The organism is Clostridium sartagoforme (assembly GCF_039521405.1).
GTDB classification, from domain to species: domain Bacteria; phylum Bacillota; class Clostridia; order Clostridiales; family Clostridiaceae; genus Clostridium; species Clostridium sartagoforme.
Genome location: NZ_BAAACH010000002.1, coordinates 82,328 through 109,121 on the forward strand (window position 1 = coordinate 82,328; position 26,794 = coordinate 109,121).

The following is a 26,794-nucleotide window of genomic DNA, read 5'->3' on the forward strand; positions in this document are numbered from 1 at the left end:
TATATGTAAAAAATATAAGAATATAAAGTATTTATCAGCCATTTTCCTATGCTTATAGAAAGTTTATATATAAATGAATTAAAATTTCCTTTTTTGAAATAATAATAATATATCATGAAGGGATGTGTTTATAATGTCAGTAAATAATGCGATGACAGTAGATTTTTTAAGTTCAGCATATGGTGGAGAAAGTATGGCTCATATGCGTTATACTATTTGGGGTGATTCAGCAGAAAAGGATGGGTATCCAAATATAGCTAGACTTTTTAGGGGAATTGCTTATGCAGAGTGGTGTCATGCTAAGAATCATTTTAATGTACTAAATGATAAGGTTGAAGATAAAACAGTAGTTGCTGGAGCTGTATTTGGTCATACAAATATAGTTGAAAATCTTCAAGGTGCAATTGATGGAGAATTACATGAAATAGATCAAATGTATCCTGTTTATTTAGAAACAGCTAAGTTTCAAAAAGAATCTGATGCGCAAAGATCATTTCACTATGCTTTAGAAGCAGAAAAAATTCATGCTAAGATGTTCAAAGATGCACAAGATATGGCAAAACAGCAAAAAGATATAGGTAGTGAGACTATCTATATATGTCCAATTTGCGGTTTCACTGAAATTGGAGATAATGTAGAAAAATGTCCAGTCTGTGGCGCAAAAAAAGAAATATTTAAGTCTTTTTAATAAAATCTTATTAGCTTATAGAGTTTTATTAAAAAGAATAATTAATATAAAAGTCATGATATAAATAAAGTCTATATCATGACTTTTTCATAAGCTTCTCTAAATACATTTTTTTATCTGCTAAGTGTAAAATTTCTTCTGTTGTATAATCAATACTATTATTAAATTCAAATACTCCATGACTCGCACTAACAGAATAGGGCTTCAATTGGGAAAAGTTATATTGTTGAAAATCATTTTGTATAGAATCCCATATGTTCTCAGCATAAGTTTCATCTTTAAATGGAAATAAAATTATAAATTCATCTCCACCATATCTATAGATAATATCTGAAGAACTTATATTTTTTTGTATCACCTCACAAACCGTTCTAATTAATATATCACCTTCGTTATGTCCATAGGTATCATTTACTAATTTTAAATCATTTATATCTATAAAGCATAATGATAATGAAGCACCTATATTCTTACAAAGACTAAGATTATATTCAAGAATTTTAATTCCAGAGTATCTATTCAAAACACCAGTAAGTGAATCCATGGAGGCGCGATTTAATAATTCATCTTCAATTTTTTTTAAATCTGTAATATCTGTAATACTTGTTAAGATACATTCTTCTCCATAATATTCAATTAATTCATGATTTGTAATTACCCATTTAATATTACCAGATTTACATTTATACTCTACAATACATTCTTTAATCTTAGATTTACTGAGAATATTCTCTAACATATTATATTTATCTTTTTCATTTTTATATAAATCACCTAAAGATATTTTATTAAATTCATCATTACTATATCCTAAAAATATAGATGCCTTATTATTTGAAGTTATAATTTTATCATCTTTGTATTGGCTTATAAATAAGGGCTGTGGATTTGCATTAAATAATTTTTTGAAATTATGCTCACTTTCAATAAGATGACATTTGTTGCTAAATTCTTTTAATCTATTCTTATGCAAAGAATAACATAATAGAATCGATGCTAACAATATTGTATTAGCATTAATTTGTTTTGATAATATAGATATAAGGCTATTAGAAAAATGCATATTAATTCCTAACATAAGTATTATATGATTAATTATAAAAGCTGTAATCATAAATATATGTTCAAAAGGAAACCATACTGCTGAAATTAACATCATGATTGCATATGAATCAATACTATTTACAAATTTATAATTAATAATAAGGGGAAGAGATCCAGCAAGTAACAGTATTATAATAAATAATCTATAAATAAACCGTAATATAGAAATATTATTATAAATTTTTATCTTTTTATAAAAAATTAAAAATAATGAAGATAAAATAAATCCGCTTGAATGAACAAATAGTAATACTAATTTAAAATGCTTACTAACATCTTTTAATAAGAAGAAGTAGCAGTAGAAATAATACATATTAATAGATAATATTCCAATGCATGAAATTCGTATTCGATCTAGTGCAATTAATAAATTTTCTTTTTGAAAATCAAGTTTTTTTTCAAGTATTTTATAGCTTAATGATAGGTTATGATTATTATACATTATATATCATCCTTAAAAATTGTTTTAACTTGCTTTTATACTATACAATTAAAAGATATATCAATTGATGTTAGTGATTTGGATTGTTATATACTATATCAATTGACTTAATTATTTCACTTATAACGGTAGTTTTAAATTGAATTTTCAATTCATTGATTTTGGTGTAAGTATAGCCTTTTTCGGTAGAAATATATAAGGGCTGTAGATTATTTAAAGTTATTGCTTTTATATCTTCAATACATACTTTGCACTTACATATATCTTTATATTCACTAAGAATAGATGTTAACAAATTATCAACTATTACTTCCATATAATTTCTAAGCAAGATACCCCTCCTTCCAATTTTAGAGTATTTATATAAAAAACAATAATAGAAGTATTATCCATAACTTCTATTATTATATAAAATTAATTGTTAAATTTAAAGCAATAAGCAAATTATTATTTTTATATTATTTATATCTCTATTGCTAATAATATGATAAGAGTTATATCTAATACTAAAATTTTATTAGAAATTTAAAATTATTTTTCGACATTTAAAGTTTCACATCTAAATATAGAGTAAAGGCTAAAAAACTAAATTTCTTAAAAATAATAACTGTGAATATTATACTATAAATGAAAATAAATACATGGCATAAAACAAAATACGACAAAATAAAACAAAAAGTATAAATGATTTTGAAACAACAAGCATTGACAAAATAGGATAAAATGCTACAATTAAAGCGGAATTGAGAAGGTTATAAAAATAATATTATTAAATTATAATAGGGAATAAAAACTTTTTCGAAATAATATAAACTGAGTTAAAAATTCAATTATAGATAATTATGAGAATTGATAAGAGTAATCTTAGGCAATCTTAAGAAAACATTTGCAAGAGGTAATATATAGTGGATATAAAAAGATTAATATGGAGGCAGGATACGATGACAATTAATATACCTACATCAAATAGTATAAATGGAGACAAGCTAGCTGAAGATATTTATGATGCATATGGTAATATTATATTAGAAAAAGATACAGTACTTAATTGCAAATTAAAAAGGTATTTAGTTGATTTAGGTATAATAAGTATTAATATATATAATCCACTTACTAATTTTGATAATTATGAAAAGGTACATAAAACAATAATACAAGAAGTTGAAAGTACTCTTACTTGTATTTTGTATAAAAATGATCATATATATGATGAAATTACAGAATATGTATCTAAAATGTGTAAAAGTATAAGTGATAATCCAATCATAATAAAGGCATTAGACAGAATAAAGAAAATTGATAATTATACATTTAAACATAGTATAAACACATCACTTTATTCAATGCTTATAGCAATATGGATGAATCAAAGTAATAAAGAAGTTATTAATGCAACTCAAGCTGGAATATTACATGATATAGGGAAAATTTATATACCTCATGAAATTTTAAATAAAGAGACTAAATTAACTTCAGAAGAGTATGAAGAAATTAAAAAACACACTCTGTATGGATATTTCTTGCTAAGTAATTTTAGTGAATTTAATCAAGAAGTGAAAAAAGCAGTTTTGTTTCACCATGAAAGAATAGATTCTCTCGGATATCCATTAAGGGCTAAACCGGATTATGTAGGCATTACTTCAAAAATAGTTGCTGTTGCTGATGTATATGATGCAATGACAACAGATAGAGTATATAAAATGTCAATATCGCCTAGTGAAGCGGTTAACTATCTAAGTAGCGATGGAATGGAGATATTAGATAATAACATAATAAAAGTTTTTAAAAAGAATATTTTGAAATATGATTTTAAGGCTAGTATATAAGATATTACAAATGAGGAGAATTAATATGTTTAAAAAATTAAAGGATATAAAAATAACAAATTTAGTGACTCTTTTAAGCGTGCTAGCAATTACACTGGTTTTACTTATTGGAGTTAGAGCTATCAGAGAAACTAAAAAAGTTAATAATAATATAGAGAAAATATATGAGTATAGGTTAATTCCTATTACAGACGTTGCAGATATTAATGCAAATTATTTAAATATAAGGATTCAAATAAATAGATCAAACATAGAGTATAGTCCGGATTTTAACAAAAAAATAAAGGAATATGATGCGAAGATTCAAGAATATGTAGAAAAATATAAAACTAGCAATATGGATGATGATGAAGTAAAATTTTTAAATTATTTTCAAAAGCAATATAATCAGTATATGGAAGTATGGGAAAAGGTTAATTCTTACACTAGTAGGGGAGAAAAGATTAAAAGTGAAGATTTAAAAAGTTTTGATGAGTATGGAAATAATATAGCTAAAACGATTGAAAGTTTAATGAAATATAATAAAGTTGATGCAGATAAGATAAAATTTAATAGTGATAGTATATATAATCAAGTAATAAATACTTTTACAATTATTATAATCATTTCTTTAATAGTACTTGGAGTTATTGCTTATTTTATAAGAAGAAGTATAAAATATTCAGCAAAAGATATAATTAACAAGTTACAATCTATTGCTAAAGGTGATTTTACACCTAATATAGAAACCGATAGTAAAAATGAGTTCGGAGTTATGAAAAAGGCTTTAGCAGAGACATTAGGCAATATATCGAGTCTATTAGAAGAGATAAAAGAAAAAGCTTTATTTATAGAAAGAAGTTCAGAAGGGCTGTCAGCGGTATCTGAAGAAATGACATCATCTTCATCAAATGTTGCATTAGCTATGCAAGATGTTGCTAGAGGTTCTGGAGAACAAACAGAAGATCTTGTAAATATTAGTAATATACTTAGTGACTTTGGAAAGCGAATAGAAGATATTGTTTCTGCAATTGAAAATATAGATAATAACGCTAATCAAGTTGATAAAATGGCTGAAGATAATGAAAGTAATATGCAAGTAATTGTAAAAGAATTAGGATTGTTGAAAGGTGATTTTAATAACTTTGTTAATTTAATTGTTGAATTGGGAAAAAATATATCAAAGATTAATGAAATAACTAATTTAATTAATGATATAGCAGAACAAACTAATTTACTAGCATTAAATGCTGCAATCGAAGCAGCTAGAGCAGGGGAGTCAGGTAAAGGATTTGCAGTAGTAGCAGATGAAATAAGAAAACTTGCAGAGCAATCTAAAGTTTCTTCTGAAAGTATAAATAAATTAATAATAAATATTTCAGATAAAACAGAAATACTTATTAATAGCACAGATACTATGGATGCAGAATTAGAAAGTCAAATTAATAAAGTAAATAACTCAATAGTGAATATTAGTAAGATGATAGGAGCTATTGCAGAGATTATTCCACAAATCAATTCTGTAAGTAGATCAGCAGCTAGTATAGAAGAAAATAAAAATATAATATTACAAAAAGTAGAATCTACTTCAGAAGTAGCTGAAGAGGTATCTGCATCTACGGAAGAGATAGCAGCGGCTTCTGAAGAAATGAATTCATCATCTGAAGAAGTTGCAGGAACAGCAGAAAATCTAAGCAAAATGGCAAAAGAAATGACAAAAGAAATAAATATATTTAAACTTAAAAGATAAACTTTAAAATAAGATAATCTAAATAGTTAGTAGATTGTGATTGAAATCACAGAAGAATTCTTATTTCTTAGTTATTATATAGTTAATATAAATAAATAAGAGATAAGGTAGGAAATTAGAAGAGATGAATATAGATAATTTAGAAAGACAGCACTTAGAAATAAATAGCTTATTTAGCAAGATAAATAAAAACTTAAACTCAAATAATATAACTAATGATATAGATAGTCTGGTATGGGATATAAACACTCTTGCAGGAAAGTTAAATATCCATATGAAAACAGAGGACAAGTTTTTGTATCCAGAATTAATTAATGGTGCAAATGAAAACTTAAAAAAAATTGCTCTTGAGTATAGTCAAGAGATGGGAAATATACATAAGGTATTTGAGGAATTTAAAAGTAATTTTAACACTAAGAATAAAATATTAAATGATATTGATAAATTCTTAATAGAAAGTAATAAAGTTTTAAAGCTTTTAAAAAATAGAATAGACAAAGAAGATAGAAGTCTATATCCAAAAATGAAGTTGATATAATAAATAAAGCAGACAAGTTATTAAAATATAATAATTTGTCTGCTTTATTTGTTATAATTTTTCTAACATACTTTTTAAAATAATAGTAGAGTTTCTAACAGCAATAGGAATAAATTTTTCATAATCCATATGAGCTCCATTGTTGGCATTATCAGATATAGATCTAATAACAACACAAGGAATATTATTTAAATAGCATACATGAGCAATACTTGCACCTTCCATTTCGCAAGCTATAGCATTAAATTCTTTTTCGAACCATTGGATTTTTTCAATGCTTGATATAAATTGATCACCAGACACTATTCTACCTGAAAAGGTGTTTATTTCTTTAATTTCCTCACAAGCAGATAAAGCAGCTTTTACTAAGGAATCATCACATTTGAAATCAAAGGTATCTAATCTTGGAATTTGTCCATGAGGATCACCGAAAATAGTCGTGTCCATATCATGTTGCACTAAATCTTTCCCAACAACAACATCTCCAGGGTAAATATTTTTACCAATACCACCTGCGACACCAACATTTATTATTGAAGATACATTGTATTCAGATATTAATATTTGTGTACAAATAGCAGCGTTTACTTTACCAATGCCACAAACAACTGCAATCACATTTTTATTTTCTAAAGTGCCTCTATAAAAAGTCATATTGGCCTTTTTCGTTTTTTCTTGGATGGACATATCTTTCAAAAGAAGTTCCAACTCTTCAGTCATTGCACTTATAACTCCTAAAATCATAATTAGCCTCCTTAAATCTTTTGTCAGTTCACAGTTCACAGTTCACAGTGCACGATGCACAGTTATGGAAATATGAATTGTGAACTAAAATAAATTGCTTCTCAATTTATTTCTTATATTATCATATATTAGACTTTATTTAAATAAACTATAATGTTTTTTATTATATGGAAAATAATAATATTGTATATAAATAAATAATGTTCTAAAATAAGATATAAATTAAAATTTAATCTTTTGTTAAACTACATAAGATACAAGAAGGAGAGAAGGTAATGTTACAACATTCATTATCTAGAACAGAGTTACTTATAGGAAGTGACGGACTAGGAAAGTTGAAAAATTCGAAAGTAGTAGTTTTTGGTATTGGTGGAGTAGGAAGCTTTGCTGTTGAAGCTCTAGTAAGGGCAGGGGTAGGTAACATAGTATTAATTGATGATGATACTATCTGCTTAACTAATTTAAACAGACAAATACATGCAACATATGGAACAATAAGTAAATCAAAGGTTGATGTTATGAAGGAGAGAATTCTTACTATAAATAGGAAATGTAATGTTATTACTCACGAAGTGTTCGTAACTCCAGAAAATATAAAAGAGCTAATTCCAGAGGATGTTGACTATGTAATAGATGCAATAGATACTGTTTCAGCAAAATTAGCTTTGGCACAATATTGTTATGAAAGAAATATTAATATAATTGCATCAATGGGGACAGGTAATAAGCTAGATCCAACACAATTTAAAATTGCTGATATATATGAAACAAAAGTTTGTCCACTTGCGAAGGTTATGAGGTATGAATTAAGGAAAAGAGGAGTTAAAAAACTTAAAGTTGTTTACTCAGAAGAAAAGCCAAGAAAACCAAAGGATGAAGATGTAGTTACTTGTAAAACCGGCTGTGTTTGTACAGGTGGAACTAAGAAGTGTACGATTAGAAGACAAATACCAGGAAGTATATCTTTTGTTCCTCCAGTTGCTGGAATGATAATAGGTGGAGAAGTTGTAAAAGATATAATAGGCGAAATTTAATTAATTTTAAAATAAGGAATAAGTTGCTGCTATTGTGACAGCAACTTATTCCTTATTTTTTATTATACTACTTCTTTTAGAATTTTCTAACCTGTAACTTTTTGGTGATATTCCAGTTACCTTTCTAAACATTTGACTAAAGTAAGAAGAGTTTGAAAAACCTACTATTGAAGCAATATCTCTAATTGAATAGCCGGTAGTACCTAATAAATTTTTAGCTTCTTGAATACGCTTATTTATAACATAATTTATAGGTGAAATACCTATTTGTTTAGTAAATGTATGAACTAAGTGGAATTTATTCATATATGATAAATCAGATAAAAAATCTAATGTTATATTCTGCGCATAGTGAGAATCAATGTAATTTTTAATTTTTATACATTCTAAGTTTAGTTTTTCTTGGGATTGTTCAATAAATCGTAGCGAGGTTGTGCTGCGTATGATATGAGTTATAAATAGTGTTAAAATGCTTTTACATACATGCTCATAATTAAATTCTTTATTTTCTATTTCATGGATTAACTGATTAAAGTAATTAAGTATTATTTCTTTATCTTTAGAAAAGTTCATAATCCTATAAAGGTTAACTTGTTGCTCATTATTAGTTAAGCTATAGGATTCAGGAAAGTTTAATAGTAAGCTATCTATTCCAAGAACAATGTATTCTAAAGGAGAATCAGATAAAGACGATTTTTCAGTGTGTAGGCAGTTAGGATTAATTATAATTAGATCCCATTTATTAACGTTAACAATGGTGTCATCTAAGTGAAAGGCACCTTTTCCATCAGTTATAAAAAATACTTCTGTAAACGGATGAAAATGAGCTGTGCTATGCCAATCGTTTTCAAATTTAGATTTACTTATATAAAGCAGCTCATAGTTAGGATCATAGTTCTTTTTATTTATTAAATATCTTGTATTACCCATGATACACCTCCAACCTAATTATTAGTATATTATGACAATTATGTTTATTATTAACTATGAAATATATATATTATATCACAATATATATATAGTATGGCAATATAATTCTTATAGCAATATTACTAAAGAAATAAGCAATAATATTATTTTACAGGTAATCAAATCGAAATTAATACTTTATTTACTTTTATTTTAAAAGCTAAATCTTTAAATTTATCTATTGAATAAGAGTAAAACTCATAATATGCTTCACAAAAGTAATTAAGACTATTGTCTTGATTTTCTCTATGACGAGCACAACCATTCCTACATATAAAGTAGTATTCACAGGTTGTACATTTAGTGGCTATATTGGTAGACTCATTTAAAAATATAGTTGTAGTAGGATGTTTATGAATATCATCAAATGAGTTTGTAAGGATATTCCCTATCTTGTATTTTTCATAAGTATAAAAGTCACAAGGGTATACTGAGCCATCGCTTTCTATGATGTGCTGACAAGAACACACCCCTTTCATATCGCAAGCTTCATAGTTTTGATTAAAAAATAAACCAAGAATATTATCAAATAACCTTATACTTATATAATTATTACTTATAGCATCCGTATACCAAAGATCGAAAAGTTTTATTAGGAAAATTTTATAATCTTCCTTTGTAAGTGAAAATTTACGAAGAGGTACATTTATATTTTCTAGTGGTTCTAAGCAAGGGATAAATTGAAGGTATTTAAAGTCATTTTTCTTAAAGAAGTTATATGTGCTTTCAACTTTCTTGCACATAGCAGAAGTAACAACCGTAAGAATATTAAAATCTACATTATATTTTTTTAATAATCGTATTCCTTTCATAACGTCATTAAAAGTTCCTTCATGCTTGCGATTAACTCTGTTCAAATTATGAATATCCTTGTTACCATCGAGAGATATACCTATAAGGAAGTTATTTTCTTTAAATAATTTTGCCCATTCCTCAGTAATAAGAGTACCATTTGTTTGAAGAGAAAAAGAAAATTTAGTTCCATTATTAAAGCACTTTATATATTCAATAAGCCTTTTATAAAAGCTCAACCCTATAAGTAGGGGTTCTCCTCCCTGAAAGCCTATTACACAATTTCCACCATTACAATAAGCTGAAGATTTTTGTATTATTTCTTTAAGAGTAGATTCTTTTAAAAATCCATAATCATAAATATTTCTAGAGCTTGATATAGAATTATAAAAACAATATTTACATTCCAAATTACATTTACTAGATGATGGTTTTATCATTAAGCTTAAGTTTCTTCTCATTTTTTCTTCTCCTATTTTATTTTGTTAGATATCTCAATAGAGTTACATAGGGAACAGGTATAAGGGAACAAGTGAAAACTGTTGATTTGCGATTTAAATCAAATATAAGACAAACTATTTAATGGTTTACATCCCTCCTTAAGAGTAATTCCATCACTATAGCCTTCTTCTCTTCCTTGCAATTCCTTAATCAGACAATTTCTTAAATAAGTAATACGATCTTTATAAAATATATCATTAATTAAGTTATGTTCTTCTCTAGGGTCCATTTCAAGATTGAAGTACTGTTCTTCATTTTTCTCACTATACCATATAAACTTATCGGATTTTGTAACGATATAATGATTAGATAAGTTAGAGTGAAAGCTATGCTCTCCATGTAGATATTCACGATTATTTCTTTCATACCCACAGATTTCAGGAGCTAGTGAAAAACCATCAACACCTACTGGAATTTTGATTCCAGCGAAGTCTAAAATAGTAGGCATTATATCCCTAAGTTCCACAAGAGTATCACTTCTAAATGCTGACAAATGTTTTATATTATTACCAACATGGATAATTAGCGGAATATGTGTGCTTCCTTCATATGGAAATGCTTTGCGATATAAGCTATTATCAAATAAAAGTTCACCATGATCAGATAAAAATAAGATAATTGAATCATCATATGTGCCATCCTCCATTAAGGATGTAATAAGCCTTCCAATTTGATGGTCAACATGTGTAATACATGCATAATAGCCGCACATAGCATCATGGCGAAGCTCTTCATCTCTGCATCCATAAATTGAATCTTTAATTATACCAAATCTTTTGGTAAGGCTTGGATCTACCCAATCACCACTTGCCGGATTTCTTAAAGATTTATTTTTATATATATCAAAATAAGCTTTAGGAGCATCAAAGGGCTGATGAGGACGAACAAAAGAACTCATTAAGAAAAATGGCTTTGTACGATCTCTGGTCTTTAGAAAGCGAATACTTTCATCTACTACCCAATTTGTAGGATGAAGTTTTTCTTCATAGATCCAAGGGTGTGTAATCCAAGAATTGCACTCTGGCCCTGTAACGTTAAAGTCGGCACTTTGTCCTTCTTTATCTTTTAAGTAATATAAATAATCATCTGTTACTTCCTGATGTTGATAATATGGTATAAGGCTACTTCTATAATAGCCTAAGTATCCATCATGTAATCTTAGATTATTAAATCCACATGATAGACGAGGGGGATGCACATGCATTTTGCCAATACATTGTGTTTGGTATCCACCATCAGTTAATTCTTGAGCAAGCATATGATTATATTTCCATGGAACTCCATCTTCATAACCAACACGTCCATGATTTGCTTGACTTTTTCCAGTAAATAATGCAGCTCTAGCAGGAATGCAACTAGGACATGCTGAATATGCTCTATCAAAAGATATACCTGTGGCAGCTAATGTATCTAGATAAGGAGTTTTTACATCAGGATGACCTTTAAAAGATAAGCAATCACCACGAAATTGATCGCAAATTAATAATATAATATTTGGTTGCTTCATAGTAATATCCTTCCTTTATTATTCTTACTAATTTAGTAATTTGTATAGGTTAACTATAACAGAATTACAAGCATTTTTCTATTAGGATTGAGGAGGTACATAAGGTCCAAAAAGAAACACTCGTTTTTAAACAAGTCCCCTATGTGGGAATTTTACTAGATCGCAGCTAATTTTACATGTGTTATTATTAGTTTAACAATAACAATATATATTAAAAACAACACAATATAATTATATAAAAAACGTTTACCTTAATCTATACTAAAAACATAAGGGAAACATGGTATAAATGAATATAAGGAATTATAAAAATTTAAAGGGGGAAAATGAAAATTATGAAAAAGTTATTATGTATGTCATTAGTAGCTCTTATGGCTGCAACAACACTTGCTGGATGTGGTAGTAAAAAGGGAGAATCATCAAATGCAACCGAAGGAGAAAAAAGGGTTTTAAAAGTTGCTGCATTTGAAGGCGGAAACGGAGGAGATATATGGAAGAATCTTGAAAAGGCCTTCGAAGAAGAGAATAAAGATGTAGATGTTCAATTACAACTTTCATCAAAATTAGATGAAGAGTTACGCCCTCAAATGTTAAATGGAGAATATCCAGATGTAGTTTACTATAATATGGGACAAAAGAGTGGATTTACTGAAACAATGATTAAGGAAGAAGCTTTATTAGATATTTCTGATGTATTTACAGGAGATTTAAAGGATAAATTAGCAGAAGGATTTGCTGAAAATGCAATAACTCAACCATATGGAGATGGAAAAACATATTTAGCACCAATATTCTATTCACCAACAGGGCTATGGTATGATGCATCTAAGTTTGAAGATGGAAAGGTACCAGCTACATGGGATGAAATGTGGGCATATGGTGATAAATTAAAGGCAGAAGGTAAGGCATTATTTACTTATCCTCAATCAGGATACTTTGATGGAACATTATTTGCAATGTTATATCAAGCTGGGGGATCAGATTACTATAAGAAAGCATTAGAATATGATACCAATACTTGGAACTCTAAAGAAGGACAACTAGTAATAGATACAGTTGCTAAGTTATCAAAATACACTTGGGATGCAACAGTAGCTAATGCAAATAGTGATGGTGGATTCAAGAAAAATCAACAAGCTGTAATAGATGGGGATGTAGCATTTATGCCTAATGGAAACTGGGTAGTTGGAGAAATGTCTGAATCAACTCCAGAAAACTTTAAGTGGGGATTTATGCCACTACCAGCATATGAAAAAGGTGGAGATCGTTATGCTTATACATTCTTTGAACAAGTTTGGGCGCCTAAAGAAGGTAAAAACCATGATGACGCTAAAGCATTTATTAAGTTCTTATACTCAGATAAAGCAGTTGATCTTATGTTAGCTAATAAGGTTCAAAATAAAGATGGACAAATGGTCGCAGCTCCAGTTGTTCAACCAATAAAGGGAATTGTTAACAAGCTTGATGGAGACATGAAATTATTTTATAGCATTTATGAAACAGAGGGCGTATTACCTGCATTAGGTAACTGGGCTACAACAGATACAATTGAAGGATTGGACTTTAAGAAAGCCGTATATGGTGCGATTGACTCATTAGTTGATGAATCAATGACTGCTGATGCATGGAAAGCTCAATTAAATGATACTTTTGCAAAATGTAAAGCAGCACTTAAGTAGTTAAAGTAATTTAGTTATGTAATGAAAACGGTGAGTTATTATAACTCACCTTTTGATTTAAAGGAGGGAGTTAAATGAATAAAAGAAAGTCACAAAGGCGATTTATTTTTGCTTGCATGGCTCCGGCTGTGATCCTTATAACAATATTTATGGCAATACCAACATTTAATGTATTTAGAATGTCTTTATACAAATGGGGGGGGATTTCAAATAATAAAACATTCCAAGGGTTGAAGAATTTTAAGATCTTAATTAAGGATCAAAACTTTTTACAATCTATACAAAACTCAATCCTTATTATTACATTGGTAACAATTATTACATTAGCAATTGCAGTATTTTTTGCAGCAATATTAACTCAAGAAAAACTTAAAGGACAGAACTTTTTTAGAGTAATATTTTATATACCTAATATCTTAAGTATTGTAGTTATTTCAGCTATTTTTGGAGCAATTTATGATCCACAATCTGGATTATTAAATAGTGTATTGGGATTTCTAAGCTTAGATAACTTAAAAAGAATGTGGATGGGTGATCCTAATATAGTAATCTATTCATTAATTTTTGCTCTAATTTGGCAAGCAATTGGATATTATATGGTTATGTATATGGCAAGTATGGCTTCAATTCCAGATAGTTTTTACGAAGCTGCTGGCTTGGATGGAGCAGGTAAGGTAAAACAATTCTTTGTTATAACTTTACCTCTAATTTGGGACAATATTCGTACAACCTTAACATTTTTTGTTATTAGTACAATTAATTTAAGTTTTTTAATGGTTCAAATTATGACAAGTGGAGGTCCGAATGGACAAACAGAGGTATTTTTAAGCTATATGTATAAGCAAGCATACACATCATCAGCTTATGGTTATGGAATGGCGATTGGAGTAGTTGTATTCTCATTCTCATTCATTTTGTCAGCTGTAATTAATAAAATTACTGAACGTGAAGCGTTAGAGTTTTAGGGGGGAAAATATGAGTAGTATTAAGGAAACAAAATCAAAAAGCAATATAAAATTATATAAAATATTAGTTTATATTGCTTTAATTGTACTAGCAGTTTCTATTATTATACCAGTTGCTTGGGTGTTTATGGCCAGCCTTAAATCTAATGCAGAATTTGTTGGAAAAGATGTAAATCCATTTGCTTTTCCTAAAAAGCTTATTTGGGAAAATTTTAGTCTTGCTTTTGGGAAGGCAAAAATGGGAGAATACTTATTAAATTCTGTAATTGTTACATCTTTAGCACTTATTATTTCATTAATAGTAGCATTACCAGCAGCTTATTGTTTAGCAAGATTTGAATTCAAAGGTAGAAAATTTATAAGTGCAGGATTTATGGCAGGATTATTTGTTAATGTTAACTACATTGTAGTTCCAATATTTTTAATGTTAAGTTCAGCTAATAGAACTCTTGGAATTAACTTTTTTTTAAACAATCGTTTAGTCTTGGCTATAGTTTACGCATCAACTAGTTTACCATTTACCATTTACTTATTAAGTGGATATTTTAGAACATTACCAACAGCTTATGAGGAAGCGGCTTTAATTGATGGTTGTGGATATTTTAAAACAATGATTAAGATTATGATTCCTATGGCTAGACCAAGTATTATTACCGTTATATTATTTAATTTCTTGGCTTATTGGAATGAATATATTATTGCATTTACATTAATGGCTTCAAGGAATAAAACATTGCCAGTTGGATTACAGAATTTAATGGCAGTTGAAAAAACAGCTACTAATTATGGAATTATGTATGCTGGACTAGTAATAGTAATGTTACCTACATTAATTTTATATATTTCAGTACAGAAAAAACTTACACAAGGTATGAGCCTTGGTGGATTAAAAGATTAGGAGGAGTATTATCATGGCAAAGACTAAAGGTAGAGTTACGTTACCAAGTGAAAGTAATTTCCTTGAGGAGACAAAAGAATTATTATCTCGTTGGGGTGCAGATGCTATTCGTGATAGTGATGGCACAAAACTTAGTGATGATATAAAAAGCTTAGATGCAAAAATTTATACAACATATTTTGTTGCACGTAATCATAACGAATTTGCAGAAAAACATATGGATGAATGTCAACAAGCTTATTTAATGAGCGAATATACACTAGCAACATCTAACAGTATAGAAATAAATTTTTTAGAAACTTATTATGATCAGCAAGTAACAGCGGATTATATCCATGATCCTAAAGTATGGTGGGAAGTTATAGATAGGACAACAAATGAGATTGTTAAAGTTGAAAACTGGGAAGTTGATAAAGAGAAAAATATAGTTAAGGTAAACAACTGTGAAGCATTCCATGAATATACTGTTTCTTTCCTTGCATATTTATTATGGGATCCAACACAAATGTATAATCACATTACAAACAATTGGGGAGATGTACCTCATGACATACCATTTGATGTAAGAAAAACAAATGCAAGAAAATTTATAGTTGAATACTTAAAGCAGTGGTTAAAAGACAATCCAGATACAGATGTTGTACGTTTCACAACATTCTTCTATCACTTTACATTAATTTTTAATAACTTAGGAAAAGAAAAGTTTGTAGATTGGTGTGGATATGGTGCTAGTGTTTCTACAGAAGCAATATTAGCTTTTGAAGAAGAATATGGATATAGATTACGTCCGGAAGTATTTGTACAAAGCGGATATTATAATTCAACTTTCTGTGTTCCTACAAAGGAATATAAAGATTACATTGATTTCCAACAAAGATTTGTGGCTCAAACTGCAAAAGAACTTGTTGAATTAACTCATAAAGCAGGGAAAGAAGCAATGATGTTCCTTGGAGATAACTGGATAGGTACTGAGCCATATGGAAAGTACTTCCCTGAGATTGGATTAGATGCAGTTGTAGGAAGCGTTGGAGGAGGAGCTACTCTACGTTTAATAGCTGATATTCCAGGTGTAAAATATCATGAAGGAAGATTCTTACCTTATTTCTTCCCAGATGTTTTCCGTGAAGGAAATGATCCAACTATAGAAGCTATCGATAATTGGTTAGGTGCAAGACGTGCTATTATGAGAAAGCCAGTAGATCGTATAGGATATGGTGGATATCCAAGCTTAGCTTACAAATTCCCTAAATTTGTGGATTATATAGAGAAAGTTTGTGACGAATTTAGGGAAATTTATGATACTATTAATGGTATAACTCCATACTGTGGATTAAAAGTAGCTATATTAAATAGCTGGGGAAAATTAAGAAGCTGGCATTCTTATATGGTTGCTCATGCTTTATATTGTAAACAAATTTATTCTTACAATGGAATGTTAGATGCATTAAGCGGAGCTAGCGTAGATGTAACATTTATTAGCTTTGATGATATAAAGGAAAATGGCATTCCAGAAGATATTGATGTAATAATAAATGCTGGAGATGCTTACACAGCATTCTCAGGTGGAGATGTTTGGAAGGATCCTAAGTTTGTAGCAACAATACGTGAATGGATTTACAACGGTGGAGGATTTGTTGGTGTTGGTGAACCAACAGCAGTTGAAAATGGCGGTCACTTCTTCCAATTAGCAGATGCATTTGGTGTGGATAAAGAATTAGGATTTACATTACACACTGATAAGTACTTCCATACACCAGTAGAAAAACACTTTATTACAGAAGATAAAGTAGAAGATTTTGAATTCGGTGAAGGAATGAAAAATATTTATGCTACAAAGGCAACTACACAAATAATTGCCTATAGCAATGGAGAAGTAAATATTTCAAGTAATGATTATGGAAAGGGAAGATGCGTTTATATTGCAGGCCTTCCATATTCTGAGCAAAATACTCGCTTACTAATGAGATCTCTATATTATTCTTCACATAAAGAAGAAGAATTTAAGAAGTGGTATGCTGATAATTTATATTGTGAAGTTCATGCATATCCAAGTATAAATAAATACGCTATTTTAAATAACACAAATAATGAGCAAGTTACCAATGTTTACGATGGTAATGGAAATTGTGTCCAAGTTACTTTAGAACCTGGTGAAATTAGATGGATGGTGATGTAGCTTATGAGTACAGTAGCAAAGATTGGAATTAATATTATTGCATTTATAGTATTTTTAGCAATGATTATTATAGGACAAAAGCATATTGGAATACCAGGCTTATGCACAATGCTAATTGGATTAACTGGACTTCTTACTCAATTATTTTTATATAATAGAAGGAATAAGTAACAAAATAAAATAAAAGAAACTCTATCTGTATCATGCTATTGTGTTTAGATAGAGTTTTTTTTGTAAAACTTTTGTAGGATACTTAATATTTTCAAGAATTGCTATAAAGCATTAAATGATTATTTATTTTACTCATTGTTTTATAAAAAGTTATAAACAAGTTAATGTTAATAAATTGTGGATAATATGTTAATAACTCGTTGTAAGATATTCCATAATTTGTTACAATATTTTGGTAGGTATTGGTATATTATATATTAATACTTATGTAGAATTACAGAATGGACACCGGGAGGAATACAATGAGTACTAGTTTTGGATTAAAAAAGGACAAGTTGAAATTACTAAACAATACTAAAGTCATTACAAAAAAGGAAAAAAGTATTCAGATTAAATTTTTACAAATTATGTCCATCGTTATTATCCCGTCATTAATCATTTCTGAATTTCTATGGAAAAATAATATTGGAGTTATACATTCAATTCTTGAGTTAATTAGTATATTTTTTTCCATATCATTATTTTTTATAGTTTGGCATAAATATGAGAAGAGTCCTAAAAGCAGTCGATTTATAGCCTTTGGATTACTAGCTACTACAATCTTCGATATAATACATATATACTATTATGAGCCTTTAGGATTAGCTTTGGGCTATGGAGATGTAGCAACAAAGTTTTGGATTCTTGGAAGATTTACAGAGGTAATTATGATTTTTATCTCATCTTTCAGTTTTAGCACTATAAAGCTTAATATAAGAAAGGAAATATTATTATTAGTTACTTTATTACTATCTATGATATTATCATATATAGTAATTATAAATGATAGTAAACTTCCTGTATTATTCGATATTAACAACGAGATATTGACAAATTATAAAATAATTCTCGAATCTATAATAGTTATTCTGGCAATTATAAGCTTATTAAGGCACAGGAAAAAAATTTATGAAAGAGGATATATTTCCTATGAATATTTAGCTCTTGCTCTCATGATGATGATACCTACAGAAATTTCTCTTATGCTATATAAAAATTTTAATTCTTTTACAATGGTACAAGGACATGTGTTAAAAATTTTATATTCTTATCTTCTATATAAAAGCATTTTTCAAGGCAGTATAGATTATATTTATGAAGAATTGTATGATGCAAAAAAAAGACTTAATGATATACTAGATGCTATACCAATTGGAATACAAACTTATGACAGTGATTTAAAGGTAGATTTTATAAACAAAGAATTTGAGAAAATGTTATGTTTTAATAAGGAAGAAGTAATTGGATTGGATGTAATTCAAGTTAAGAATGTTCTTAATAGTAATATAAGTGAAAGGGGGTCATTAGAGGAAAAATTAAAATATATTAACGAAAATCCAAATAATACCATTAATTGCAAAACGAAGAAGGGTAATTATGTTAAGTTAAATTTAAATGCAACCGAAATTAAGAATGGAGTATTATTAATTTTTAAAGATGTAGAAAAGGAGCAAGCAATTGGTAATCTTAACATTCAAACTTACACTATATTAAACTCTATACAAAGTGCTGCATTTATTTGTGATAATGAATTTAATATTGTATCTGTAAATAAGTCATTTCAAGAGTTGATTGGATTATCTTATGAGGAGTTAGTGGGAATTAATGTATCACAATTAAATAGATTTATAGGTTATAAAAGGAATAATATTAGCCTAATTAATAATAGAGATTTTGAAGATACAGAAAAATTTGAGGTTACCTTTACAAATGTTAATGGTATAAGTAAAAAAGTGATTATACACCAATCTGATATTTTAAATATATATAAAAAATCTATAGGTAAGATTTCTGTTATAACAGATATAACAGATTTTAAGGAACAACAAGAAAAGCTTATACATCAGGAAAAACTAGCCTTGCTTGGTCAAATGGGAGCTTCTATAGTGCATGAGACAAGAAATTTCTTAACTACCATAAAAGGATGTAGTCAGTTAATTGAAGTTATTGCTAAAGAAGATAAAGTTGTTAAATATGCTAAAAAAATTGATAGAGATATAGAAGAAGTAAATAGGATAATAAGTGATTTTTTAACTTTATCTAAACCGAAAAAAACTATGCTTATGGAAGTTTCAATAAAGGATCTTTTAGAAACAATACAATATTCAATTGAAACATCATCTTTGATCAAAGGGGTAGATATTGAATTTATATATAATGTCGATGAAAGATATATTCTATGTGATGAATCGAAATTGAAACAAGTTATTTTAAATATATGTAAAAATTCTATTGAAGCTATGATTGAATTACCAAATTCTAAGTTAATTATTGAAGCAGGAATTATAGAAGAAAATAATAGTATATATATTAAGGTTTCTGATAATGGCAAAGGAATGGATAAGAAAACTTTAGATAAAATTGGTACACCTTTTTTTACTACGAAACAAGGCGGAACAGGACTAGGACTTAGCGTTTGTTATGATATAATAAAACAGCATAGAGGGTGGATTGATGTTACGAGCGAAATAGGTGTTGGAACTACATTCACAATAAACATTCCAAGTATTGAAGATGATGAGTTCGATGAAGAGATTTTATTATGTAATAGTTAATAAATACAAATACTGTTGAGTAACTTTCTTATTTTGATACATCTGGAGTCGTACAATGTGGATTCTATATTACATAAATAATTGTATGTAGTAAATGCTTAATATAATTTTCTATATAGATAAGTTATAAGTTTAAAATTTATGTATAGATATTAATTTTAAATTATACCTATACATAAATTTTTATTATAATTTTATATGACAATATCCATTAGGATTTTTCTTTAAATATTTTTGATGATATTCTTCAGCTTTATAATAATTAATTAAAGGCATTACTTCTGTAACAATCTTTTTATCATACTTTTTCTGATTTTCTTCTTTAGATTTAAGAACTTCATCTAAATCATTTTCATCTAAATAATATATTCCTGTTCTATATTGACTTCCTACATCAGGACCTTGTCTATTTAAAATAGTTGGATCAATTATTGACCAATATTCATTTAATATGTTTTCAAGTGATATTTTAGTTTCATCATATTCAACTAAGCAAGCTTCTGCAAAATAAGTATTTTTATAACACACATCTTCGTAAGTAGGATTCTCGGTTCTTCCATTTGCATATCCAACTTCGGTTAATATTACTCCATCTAATCTAGAAAGAAATTCTTCAACCCCCCAGAAGCATCCTCCAGCTAAAACTATTTTTTTCATTTTATCAACTCCTTTACTCAAATAGGTTAAATATATTATATACCTATAGATAGTAAAGTATATATTTATTTAAAGTATATATTTATAGACATCTTTTTATCTGTTATTTGATTTAGTAAATTTTCTATAGATATCTTGCTATTAGATAATACTTTTTCATAAATTTCATCATCTTTCATAGTTTCTTCGAAGTTTTTTTGAACTTCACTTTGAATAAGGTTAAACTCTTCTGATGTTAACTTTATTTCACCAAATCTTAAGAGTCCATTAGAAGAATCTTCATAAACAGTTTTTTCTCTATTAATATTAATACTAAAAATCTCTGGATTAGGAAAAGTTATAGATAATTCATTTTTCTTGTTATCTATATTAATATCATTTGTAGTAAGATTAGATAAATCTATTGAATATGAACAGTTAGCAAAAAACTTTATTCTTTTAAATTTCTGAAATACCTCAAGATTACCCCAACTTTTGTCTATAGTTATTATTTTAGATAATTCAACTTCAAGGGGAATTATCTTGTTTACATTTTTAATTTCCTTAATTAAACTTTCTTCTGATATTATTTTAAAAGTACTTAAATCAGATAAATCATTGATAGATCTTTTATATCTATAGTTAAAAAATAGTTTACATACAAGTAAAGTTAATGATAGTATAAAGAAAATAATAAAAAAGTTTCTCACTCTATTTTTAAATTTTTTTCTTCTAAACATATTTAAAATAAACATATAAACTCCTAGTTTGATCTATATCAATAAATTATATGATGCATATTACTTAATAATGAATGAAATATAATTCGATTATTAAGTAAATTCGTCGAATATAATATGTTGTGTATGTGGTCTGTTTGTCGTTATAATATAAATAAGAGTATATATACATAACTTAGGAGAAATTATTATGAATGAAAATAAGGGCATAAGTATAGATTTAGTTAAGGGAACTTTTAGTGATTATATTATAAAAGACAAGAATAATATATTTATTGGAAGATTTACTATAGTAGAGCTAGATAAAGATAATAAAAAGTGTACTGTTAAACTTAAGTTTTATAGAGAAAATAAATATGATTTATTAAAGGAAACAATAGAAAATATATTGAGAGCTATATTTAAGGATAGCAATATATATAAAGCTAATATTTTAGTAGATGAGAATATTAATTATAAAGTATTTTTAGATTTAGGATTTACTTTAGAGGGAATACTTACAGAAAATATATTTACTAATGGGGTATTTCTAGATGAATTAAGTTTTGGAATAAATAGAAATGAATATAACAATACTAAAAGAAGTTTCATTGTTTATTTGAAGGGCGAAAATATAACGGTAAAAAATTTTACTCCAGATTCTGCCGAAGACCTATTAAATTACTATATAAGAAATAAAGAGCATTTAAGTAATTATGAGCCGAGTAGGGATAATGTATTCTATACTTACGAAGTGCAGAAAGATATATTACTTGAGAGTTATAGAAGTTTAATGAATGGATCTGGTTTTGATTTAGGAATATATAAAGATAGCAAATTAATAGGAAAAATAAAAATATCTAATATAGTTTATGGTGTATTCAAAAGTGCTATAATAGGATATTCTATGGATAAGAATTTTCAAGGCAAAGGATATATGAAAGAAGCTGTAAAGTTAGTTTTGCAATATTCTAGGGATGAATTAGAATTACATAGAATAGAAGCTTCGGTTTTAACAAATAATGAAAAATCCAAATCAGTTCTTTTAAGTTGTGGGTTTAAAGAAGTAGGATTAAATGAAAAATATTTATTTATAAATGGATCATGGAGAGATCATATAACCTTTTTTAAGATATTAGAAAAACACTAAATATTATTTGGGGGAAGAAAATATGAATTTGATTATATTAAATAACAATGCAACCGTAGTGAAATCCTTTAATAATAATATATTACTTGTAAGGGAAAAGGGAAAAGAAAAAATTCTTTTTCAAAAGGGAATTGGTTTCGGTAAAAAAATGGGTGATATTATAGAGAAAGGGACGCTAGTTGAAAAAGTTTTTATAATTGAAGATAAAGAAAACCAAAGAAATTTTAATGAAATATTAACTAGGGTAGATACTAAACTTATAGGAATAGTTGAAGAAGTTATAGCTGAAATAACTGATGAATTAGGAGAAACTCTTAATGAAAACATTCATATAGGGCTAGTGGATCATCTTTTTTATGCAATAAAAAGATTGGAAGAAAATGAGGAAATACAAAATCCATTTATAGTGGAAATACAAACTTTATATAATAAAGAATTTGAAATGGCAAGTAAGCTTGCAGATAAAATAGGTGAGGAGCTAAATATAGAGATACCAGAAGGTGAAAAAGGATTTATAGCACTTCATATTCATTCAGCAAGAAATAATGGAAAATTATCTAATACTATAAAATATAGTTTTCTAAGTAATTCTATAATTGAACATGTTGAAGATAGGTTAAATATAGAAATTGATAGAAAGTCGTTAGATTATGCTAGATTCTTAACACATATTAGATTTGCAATAGAGAGAATAATAACAGATGCACCAATAAAAAATGATTTAATATATGTAATAAAAAAGAAATATAAGTTATCTTATGAAATTGCAAAGGAAACAAAAAAGATAATATGTAGGGCATTAGAAATATCAAATATATCTGAGGATGAAATAGCTTATTTAGCAATGCATATAGAAAGATTCAGAAGTTCTATTATAAAATAAAAATCAGTCATTATAAAAATGACTGATTTTTATTTTATATTACTATATCTTATACTTCAAAGTTTACAACTACAGTTTTACCTGCAACAACATCTCCACTTTCAATTGGAGTTATTGATTTAGTTGCATCTACATTAGTTATTAATACTGGTGTAGCTAAAGATAATCCTTTAGATAAAATAAAATCTCTGTTTATTTTTATTAATGGGGTACCAGCTTTAACATTTACACCTTGTTCTACTAATTGTTCAAAACCTTCTCCATCAAGAGAAACAGTTTCTAATCCTATGTGAATAAGTAATTCTAATCCATTTTCTAAAGTCATAGCAAATGCATGCTTAGTCTTAAAGATAAGAGTAACTTCTCCATCAGCAGGAGCGACTATAGTATCTCCCTCAGCTATTATAGCCATTCCGTCTCCAGCTAGCTTTTCAGCGAAAACTGGATCTGGTACTTCTGATAAAGGAATAGCCTTACCAGAAACAGGAGCGACAAGTGTGTTAGATTTAGTAACAACTTCTTCATTAACTGAATCAGATTTAAATAAATTTTTAATAAAATCAAACATAGTACTTCCTGAATAATCAGGAATCCACATCCTTTCTACTACATATTTTAATAAATATATTAATTAATAACTATAGTATTTATTAATACAAAAGAATAAATACATAGATATTAGATACAAATTTACATGCTAAATTTTAAAAACAAAAGGCATAAGCCCTATAAATGAGATGGACTCATGCCTGTTTAAACAGTAACACGTCTAGTATGATTATATATATAGTTATTAATAGTTGTCAATAAACTAAATTAAAAAAAAATCGTGAAATCGTTAGCAAAATTAAGTATATTCAATATAATTAATGAAATCTTAAGAAAATAATAGAAAAGAGGCTGAAAAAACACTAAAAAAACTCTTGAAAACAATAACATTAGATGATACAATAACAATGTAAATAAAATATGTGTACAAATTTAGGCGTGTTATCAATTAGTTGAGCATGAGCCGAAAAGGATTTATATATCTGTATATCCTTTTCGGCTTTTTTTATTTTTAAGTTGGAATTATACTATACAACGGCTTAAATTTGTATATAAAAAATTTAAGGAGGATTTATTATTATGATGAAGTATCTTCAAAGACTAGGAAAATCTTTAATGCTTCCAGTAGCAGCATTACCTGTTGCAAGTATTTTAATGGGTATTGGATACTGGCTTGATCCTACAGGTTGGGGAGCAAACAGCGTTATTTCAGCTTTCTTATTAAAAGCAGGTGGAGCGCTAATTGATAACATGGCTATTCTTTTTGCAATTGGTGTATCAGTAGGAATGTCAGATGATAACGATGGTACAGCAGGACTTGCTGGATTAGTTTCATGGCTTGTTATTACAACAGTATTAAGTACAGGTGCTGTTGCTATGTTTAAGGGAATTGATGTTGCAGAAGTACCAGCAGCATTTAGCAAAATCCAAACCCAATTCGTTGGTATACTTTCAGGTTTAATTGGAGCAACATGCTACAATAAGTTTAAAGGAACTAAGTTACCAGATGCTTTAGGATTCTTTAGCGGTAAAAGATCAGTTGCTATAATGACAGCTTTAGCCTCATTAGTTGCAGCATTAGTATTATTCTTTGTATGGCCAGTAGTTTACAATGCACTAGTATCATTTGGTAAGGCTATTGTTTCTACAGGAGCTATTGGATCAGGTATTTATGCATTCTTTAATAGATTATTAATTCCATTTGGATTACATCATGCACTTAACTCTGTATTTTGGTTTGATGTTGCAGGAATTAACGACCTTGGAAACTTCTGGGCTGGAAAGGGTACTTTAGGACAAACAGGAATGTACATGACAGGGTTCTTCCCAGTTATGATGTTTGGTTTACCAGCAGGAGCCTTAGCTATGTATCATACTGCTAAAGATAATAAGAAAAAGGCTGTATATGGATTATTATTAGCAGCTGCTTTATCTTCATTCTTTACAGGGGTTACAGAACCATTAGAATTTGCATTCATGTTCTTAGCTCCAGGACTATATGTAGTACATGCTGCTTTAACAGGTGTATCTGCGGTAATTACTACTTTATTACCAGTAAGAGCTGGATTTAACTTCAGTGCTGGTTTCGTTGATTGGATTTTAAGTTTTAAAGCTCCAATGGCGCAAAATCCACTTTGGTTAATACCAATAGGTTTAGTATTTGCAGTACTTTACTATGTAACATTTAGATTTGTAATTACTCAATTCAATTTAAAGACTCCAGGTAGAGAAGATGATGAAGATGAATTAAGTGAAAATATAGCACTTACTGGAGACATGAATGAATTAGCTAAAGCATATATTGAAGCTTTAGGTGGAAAAGGAAATATAGTGTCAGTAGATAACTGTGTTACTAGATTAAGACTTGGAGTTAAAGACAACTCTATAATTAAAGAAAAGAACTTAACAGCTTTAGGAGCTAGAGGTGTTATAAGACCAGGAAAAGGAAATATTCAAGTAATAGTTGGAACAAATGTACAATTTGTTGCTGATGCTATAAAGGCAGAGTTAAAAAGATAATAAATAAAATAAAATAGAAAAGTAAATTAAGAAGAGGCTGTATTTAGTTTGATTTTAGAAATCAATAAGAATGCAGCCTTTTCGATTCATATATATTAATATATTATAGGTACACTTCATTTATTAATCATTTGAGCTTTATTTCAAGTTTCAGCAAGAATTATATTTTAAGTTTTTTTATTTCCTAAGAAATTATAGTTAGATAAAATATATAAAATATACTGCAATAAAACAACTTATCCCTGTGTATCAACAATAGAAAAATGTAGAAAATAAGAGTAAATATAAATAAGAATAGAATAATTTGTCGTAAACAAATAAATTATGGAGAAAAAGCATCTTTCTACATGATATTATAACTCATGTGCTCAGCAGAATAGTTGAGTAAAAGGAAATAAAAAATGGTCTTTGAAAATTGAACAGAAAATAAGTTAAGTAAAATAAACCAGCAATTCTTTTAGAAGTCTTAAAACTAAGACTC

The 26,794-nt window shown here is 27.9% G+C and carries 22 protein-coding genes and 1 pseudogene; 14 read left to right on the forward strand and 9 right to left on the reverse strand.

The annotated features are described in order from the left end of the window. Nucleotides 1-133 precede the first annotated feature (133 nt). Nucleotides 134-688 carry a rubrerythrin family protein gene (locus ABDZ60_RS00665; protein WP_016207820.1) on the forward strand — a complete coding sequence of 185 codons (555 nt, stop codon included), beginning with the start codon at nucleotides 134-136 and terminating at the stop codon, nucleotides 686-688. Between the two features lie 76 nt (nucleotides 689-764). Here the strand turns inward: ABDZ60_RS00665 and ABDZ60_RS00670 are convergent, their stop codons facing one another. Together ABDZ60_RS00670 and ABDZ60_RS00675 are read right to left on the reverse strand one after the other, a co-directional pair. Further along, nucleotides 765-2,234, reverse strand: a complete 1,470-nt coding sequence (locus ABDZ60_RS00670) for a sensor domain-containing diguanylate cyclase (protein WP_052953974.1) — start codon at nucleotides 2,232-2,234, stop codon at nucleotides 765-767. Nucleotides 2,235-2,304: 70 nt separating this feature from the next. Beyond that, nucleotides 2,305-2,565, reverse strand: coding sequence for a late competence development ComFB family protein (locus ABDZ60_RS00675; RefSeq protein WP_016207818.1), 261 nt, complete (start codon nucleotides 2,563-2,565; stop codon nucleotides 2,305-2,307). Between the two features lie 610 nt (nucleotides 2,566-3,175). Between ABDZ60_RS00675 and ABDZ60_RS00680 the strand changes: the two genes are divergently transcribed. From ABDZ60_RS00680 to ABDZ60_RS00690, 3 genes and pseudogenes are all read left to right on the forward strand, one after another. Next, complete coding sequence (locus ABDZ60_RS00680) at nucleotides 3,176-4,060, forward strand: HD-GYP domain-containing protein (protein ID WP_016207817.1); 885 nt, start codon at nucleotides 3,176-3,178, stop codon at nucleotides 4,058-4,060. A gap of 52 nt (nucleotides 4,061-4,112) precedes the next feature. Beyond that, nucleotides 4,113-5,522, forward strand: a pseudogene (locus tag ABDZ60_RS00685) (methyl-accepting chemotaxis protein); the annotation flags it as partial. A 391-nt stretch (nucleotides 5,523-5,913) separates the two neighbouring features. Next, nucleotides 5,914-6,327: a hemerythrin domain-containing protein gene (locus ABDZ60_RS00690; RefSeq protein WP_016207815.1), complete on the forward strand. Its 414-nt coding sequence runs from the start codon at nucleotides 5,914-5,916 to the stop codon at nucleotides 6,325-6,327. Between the two features lie 51 nt (nucleotides 6,328-6,378). On the opposite strand, the gene ABDZ60_RS00695 is transcribed toward ABDZ60_RS00690, so the two are convergent. Beyond that, entirely contained in the window at nucleotides 6,379-7,071 is a 693-nt protein-coding gene (locus ABDZ60_RS00695; protein WP_047001770.1) for a 5'-methylthioadenosine/adenosylhomocysteine nucleosidase, read from the reverse strand. A gap of 275 nt (nucleotides 7,072-7,346) precedes the next feature. On the opposite strand from ABDZ60_RS00695, the gene ABDZ60_RS00700 reads away from it, so the two are divergent. Then, entirely contained in the window at nucleotides 7,347-8,105 is a 759-nt protein-coding gene (locus ABDZ60_RS00700) for a tRNA threonylcarbamoyladenosine dehydratase (protein ID WP_343775063.1), read from the forward strand. Nucleotides 8,106-8,150: 45 nt separating this feature from the next. On the opposite strand, the gene ABDZ60_RS00705 is transcribed toward ABDZ60_RS00700, so the two are convergent. The 3 genes from ABDZ60_RS00705 to ABDZ60_RS00715 all read right to left on the reverse strand — a co-directional run bounded on the left by ABDZ60_RS00705 (nucleotide 8,151) and on the right by ABDZ60_RS00715 (nucleotide 11,874). Further along, nucleotides 8,151-9,035, reverse strand: a complete 885-nt coding sequence (locus ABDZ60_RS00705; RefSeq protein ID WP_343775065.1) for an AraC family transcriptional regulator — start codon at nucleotides 9,033-9,035, stop codon at nucleotides 8,151-8,153. 158 nt (nucleotides 9,036-9,193) lie between these two features. After that, on the reverse strand, nucleotides 9,194-10,327 hold the full coding sequence (locus ABDZ60_RS00710) for an anaerobic sulfatase maturase (RefSeq protein ID WP_343775067.1): 1,134 nt from the start codon (nucleotides 10,325-10,327) through the stop codon (nucleotides 9,194-9,196). A 98-nt stretch (nucleotides 10,328-10,425) separates the two neighbouring features. Further along, nucleotides 10,426-11,874, reverse strand: coding sequence for an arylsulfatase (locus tag ABDZ60_RS00715; protein ID WP_343775069.1), 1,449 nt, complete (start codon nucleotides 11,872-11,874; stop codon nucleotides 10,426-10,428). A 335-nt stretch (nucleotides 11,875-12,209) separates the two neighbouring features. Between ABDZ60_RS00715 and ABDZ60_RS00720 the strand changes: the two genes are divergently transcribed. The 6 genes from ABDZ60_RS00720 to ABDZ60_RS00745 all read left to right on the forward strand — a co-directional run bounded on the left by ABDZ60_RS00720 (nucleotide 12,210) and on the right by ABDZ60_RS00745 (nucleotide 20,357). Next, nucleotides 12,210-13,553 (forward strand): carbohydrate ABC transporter substrate-binding protein, encoded by a 1,344-nt coding sequence (locus tag ABDZ60_RS00720; protein WP_343775071.1) that lies wholly within the window; start codon nucleotides 12,210-12,212, stop codon nucleotides 13,551-13,553. A gap of 74 nt (nucleotides 13,554-13,627) precedes the next feature. Beyond that, on the forward strand, nucleotides 13,628-14,518 hold the full coding sequence (locus tag ABDZ60_RS00725; RefSeq protein ID WP_343775073.1) for a carbohydrate ABC transporter permease: 891 nt from the start codon (nucleotides 13,628-13,630) through the stop codon (nucleotides 14,516-14,518). A gap of 10 nt (nucleotides 14,519-14,528) precedes the next feature. Beyond that, nucleotides 14,529-15,416: a carbohydrate ABC transporter permease gene (locus ABDZ60_RS00730; RefSeq protein WP_343775075.1), complete on the forward strand. Its 888-nt coding sequence runs from the start codon at nucleotides 14,529-14,531 to the stop codon at nucleotides 15,414-15,416. Nucleotides 15,417-15,429: 13 nt separating this feature from the next. After that, the gene (gene gnpA, locus ABDZ60_RS00735; protein WP_343775077.1) at nucleotides 15,430-17,592 is read left to right on the forward strand and encodes a 1,3-beta-galactosyl-N-acetylhexosamine phosphorylase; all 2,163 of its coding nucleotides are present in this window, start codon (nucleotides 15,430-15,432) and stop codon (nucleotides 17,590-17,592) included. A gap of 3 nt (nucleotides 17,593-17,595) precedes the next feature. Further along, a complete protein-coding gene (locus tag ABDZ60_RS00740; protein WP_343775079.1) occupies nucleotides 17,596-17,763 on the forward strand; it encodes a DUF6903 family protein in 168 nt (55 codons plus the stop codon). Between the two features lie 302 nt (nucleotides 17,764-18,065). Continuing rightward, nucleotides 18,066-20,357: an MASE3 domain-containing protein gene (locus ABDZ60_RS00745; protein WP_343775081.1), complete on the forward strand. Its 2,292-nt coding sequence runs from the start codon at nucleotides 18,066-18,068 to the stop codon at nucleotides 20,355-20,357. Between the two features lie 186 nt (nucleotides 20,358-20,543). On the opposite strand, the gene msrA is transcribed toward ABDZ60_RS00745, so the two are convergent. Then, a complete protein-coding gene (gene msrA / locus ABDZ60_RS00750) occupies nucleotides 20,544-21,014 on the reverse strand; it encodes a peptide-methionine (S)-S-oxide reductase MsrA (protein ID WP_343775083.1) in 471 nt (156 codons plus the stop codon). Nucleotides 21,015-21,079: 65 nt separating this feature from the next. Next, nucleotides 21,080-21,748, reverse strand: coding sequence for a DUF4230 domain-containing protein (locus ABDZ60_RS00755; RefSeq protein WP_047001769.1), 669 nt, complete (start codon nucleotides 21,746-21,748; stop codon nucleotides 21,080-21,082). Nucleotides 21,749-21,923: 175 nt separating this feature from the next. Here ABDZ60_RS00755 and ABDZ60_RS00760 point away from each other — a divergent pair, with 175 nt between their 5' ends. Both ABDZ60_RS00760 and glcT read left to right on the forward strand, forming a co-directional pair. Then, entirely contained in the window at nucleotides 21,924-22,862 is a 939-nt protein-coding gene (locus tag ABDZ60_RS00760) for a GNAT family N-acetyltransferase (RefSeq protein ID WP_047001768.1), read from the forward strand. A gap of 22 nt (nucleotides 22,863-22,884) precedes the next feature. After that, the gene (glcT, locus tag ABDZ60_RS00765; RefSeq protein ID WP_047001767.1) at nucleotides 22,885-23,745 is read left to right on the forward strand and encodes a glucose PTS transporter transcription antiterminator GlcT; all 861 of its coding nucleotides are present in this window, start codon (nucleotides 22,885-22,887) and stop codon (nucleotides 23,743-23,745) included. Between the two features lie 49 nt (nucleotides 23,746-23,794). On the opposite strand, the gene ABDZ60_RS00770 is transcribed toward glcT, so the two are convergent. After that, a complete protein-coding gene (locus ABDZ60_RS00770; protein ID WP_084820780.1) occupies nucleotides 23,795-24,313 on the reverse strand; it encodes a PTS sugar transporter subunit IIA in 519 nt (172 codons plus the stop codon). A 560-nt stretch (nucleotides 24,314-24,873) separates the two neighbouring features. On the opposite strand from ABDZ60_RS00770, the gene nagE reads away from it, so the two are divergent. Beyond that, nucleotides 24,874-26,313, forward strand: coding sequence for an N-acetylglucosamine-specific PTS transporter subunit IIBC (nagE, locus tag ABDZ60_RS00775; RefSeq protein WP_016207807.1), 1,440 nt, complete (start codon nucleotides 24,874-24,876; stop codon nucleotides 26,311-26,313). Nucleotides 26,314-26,794: the final 481 nt, after the last annotated feature.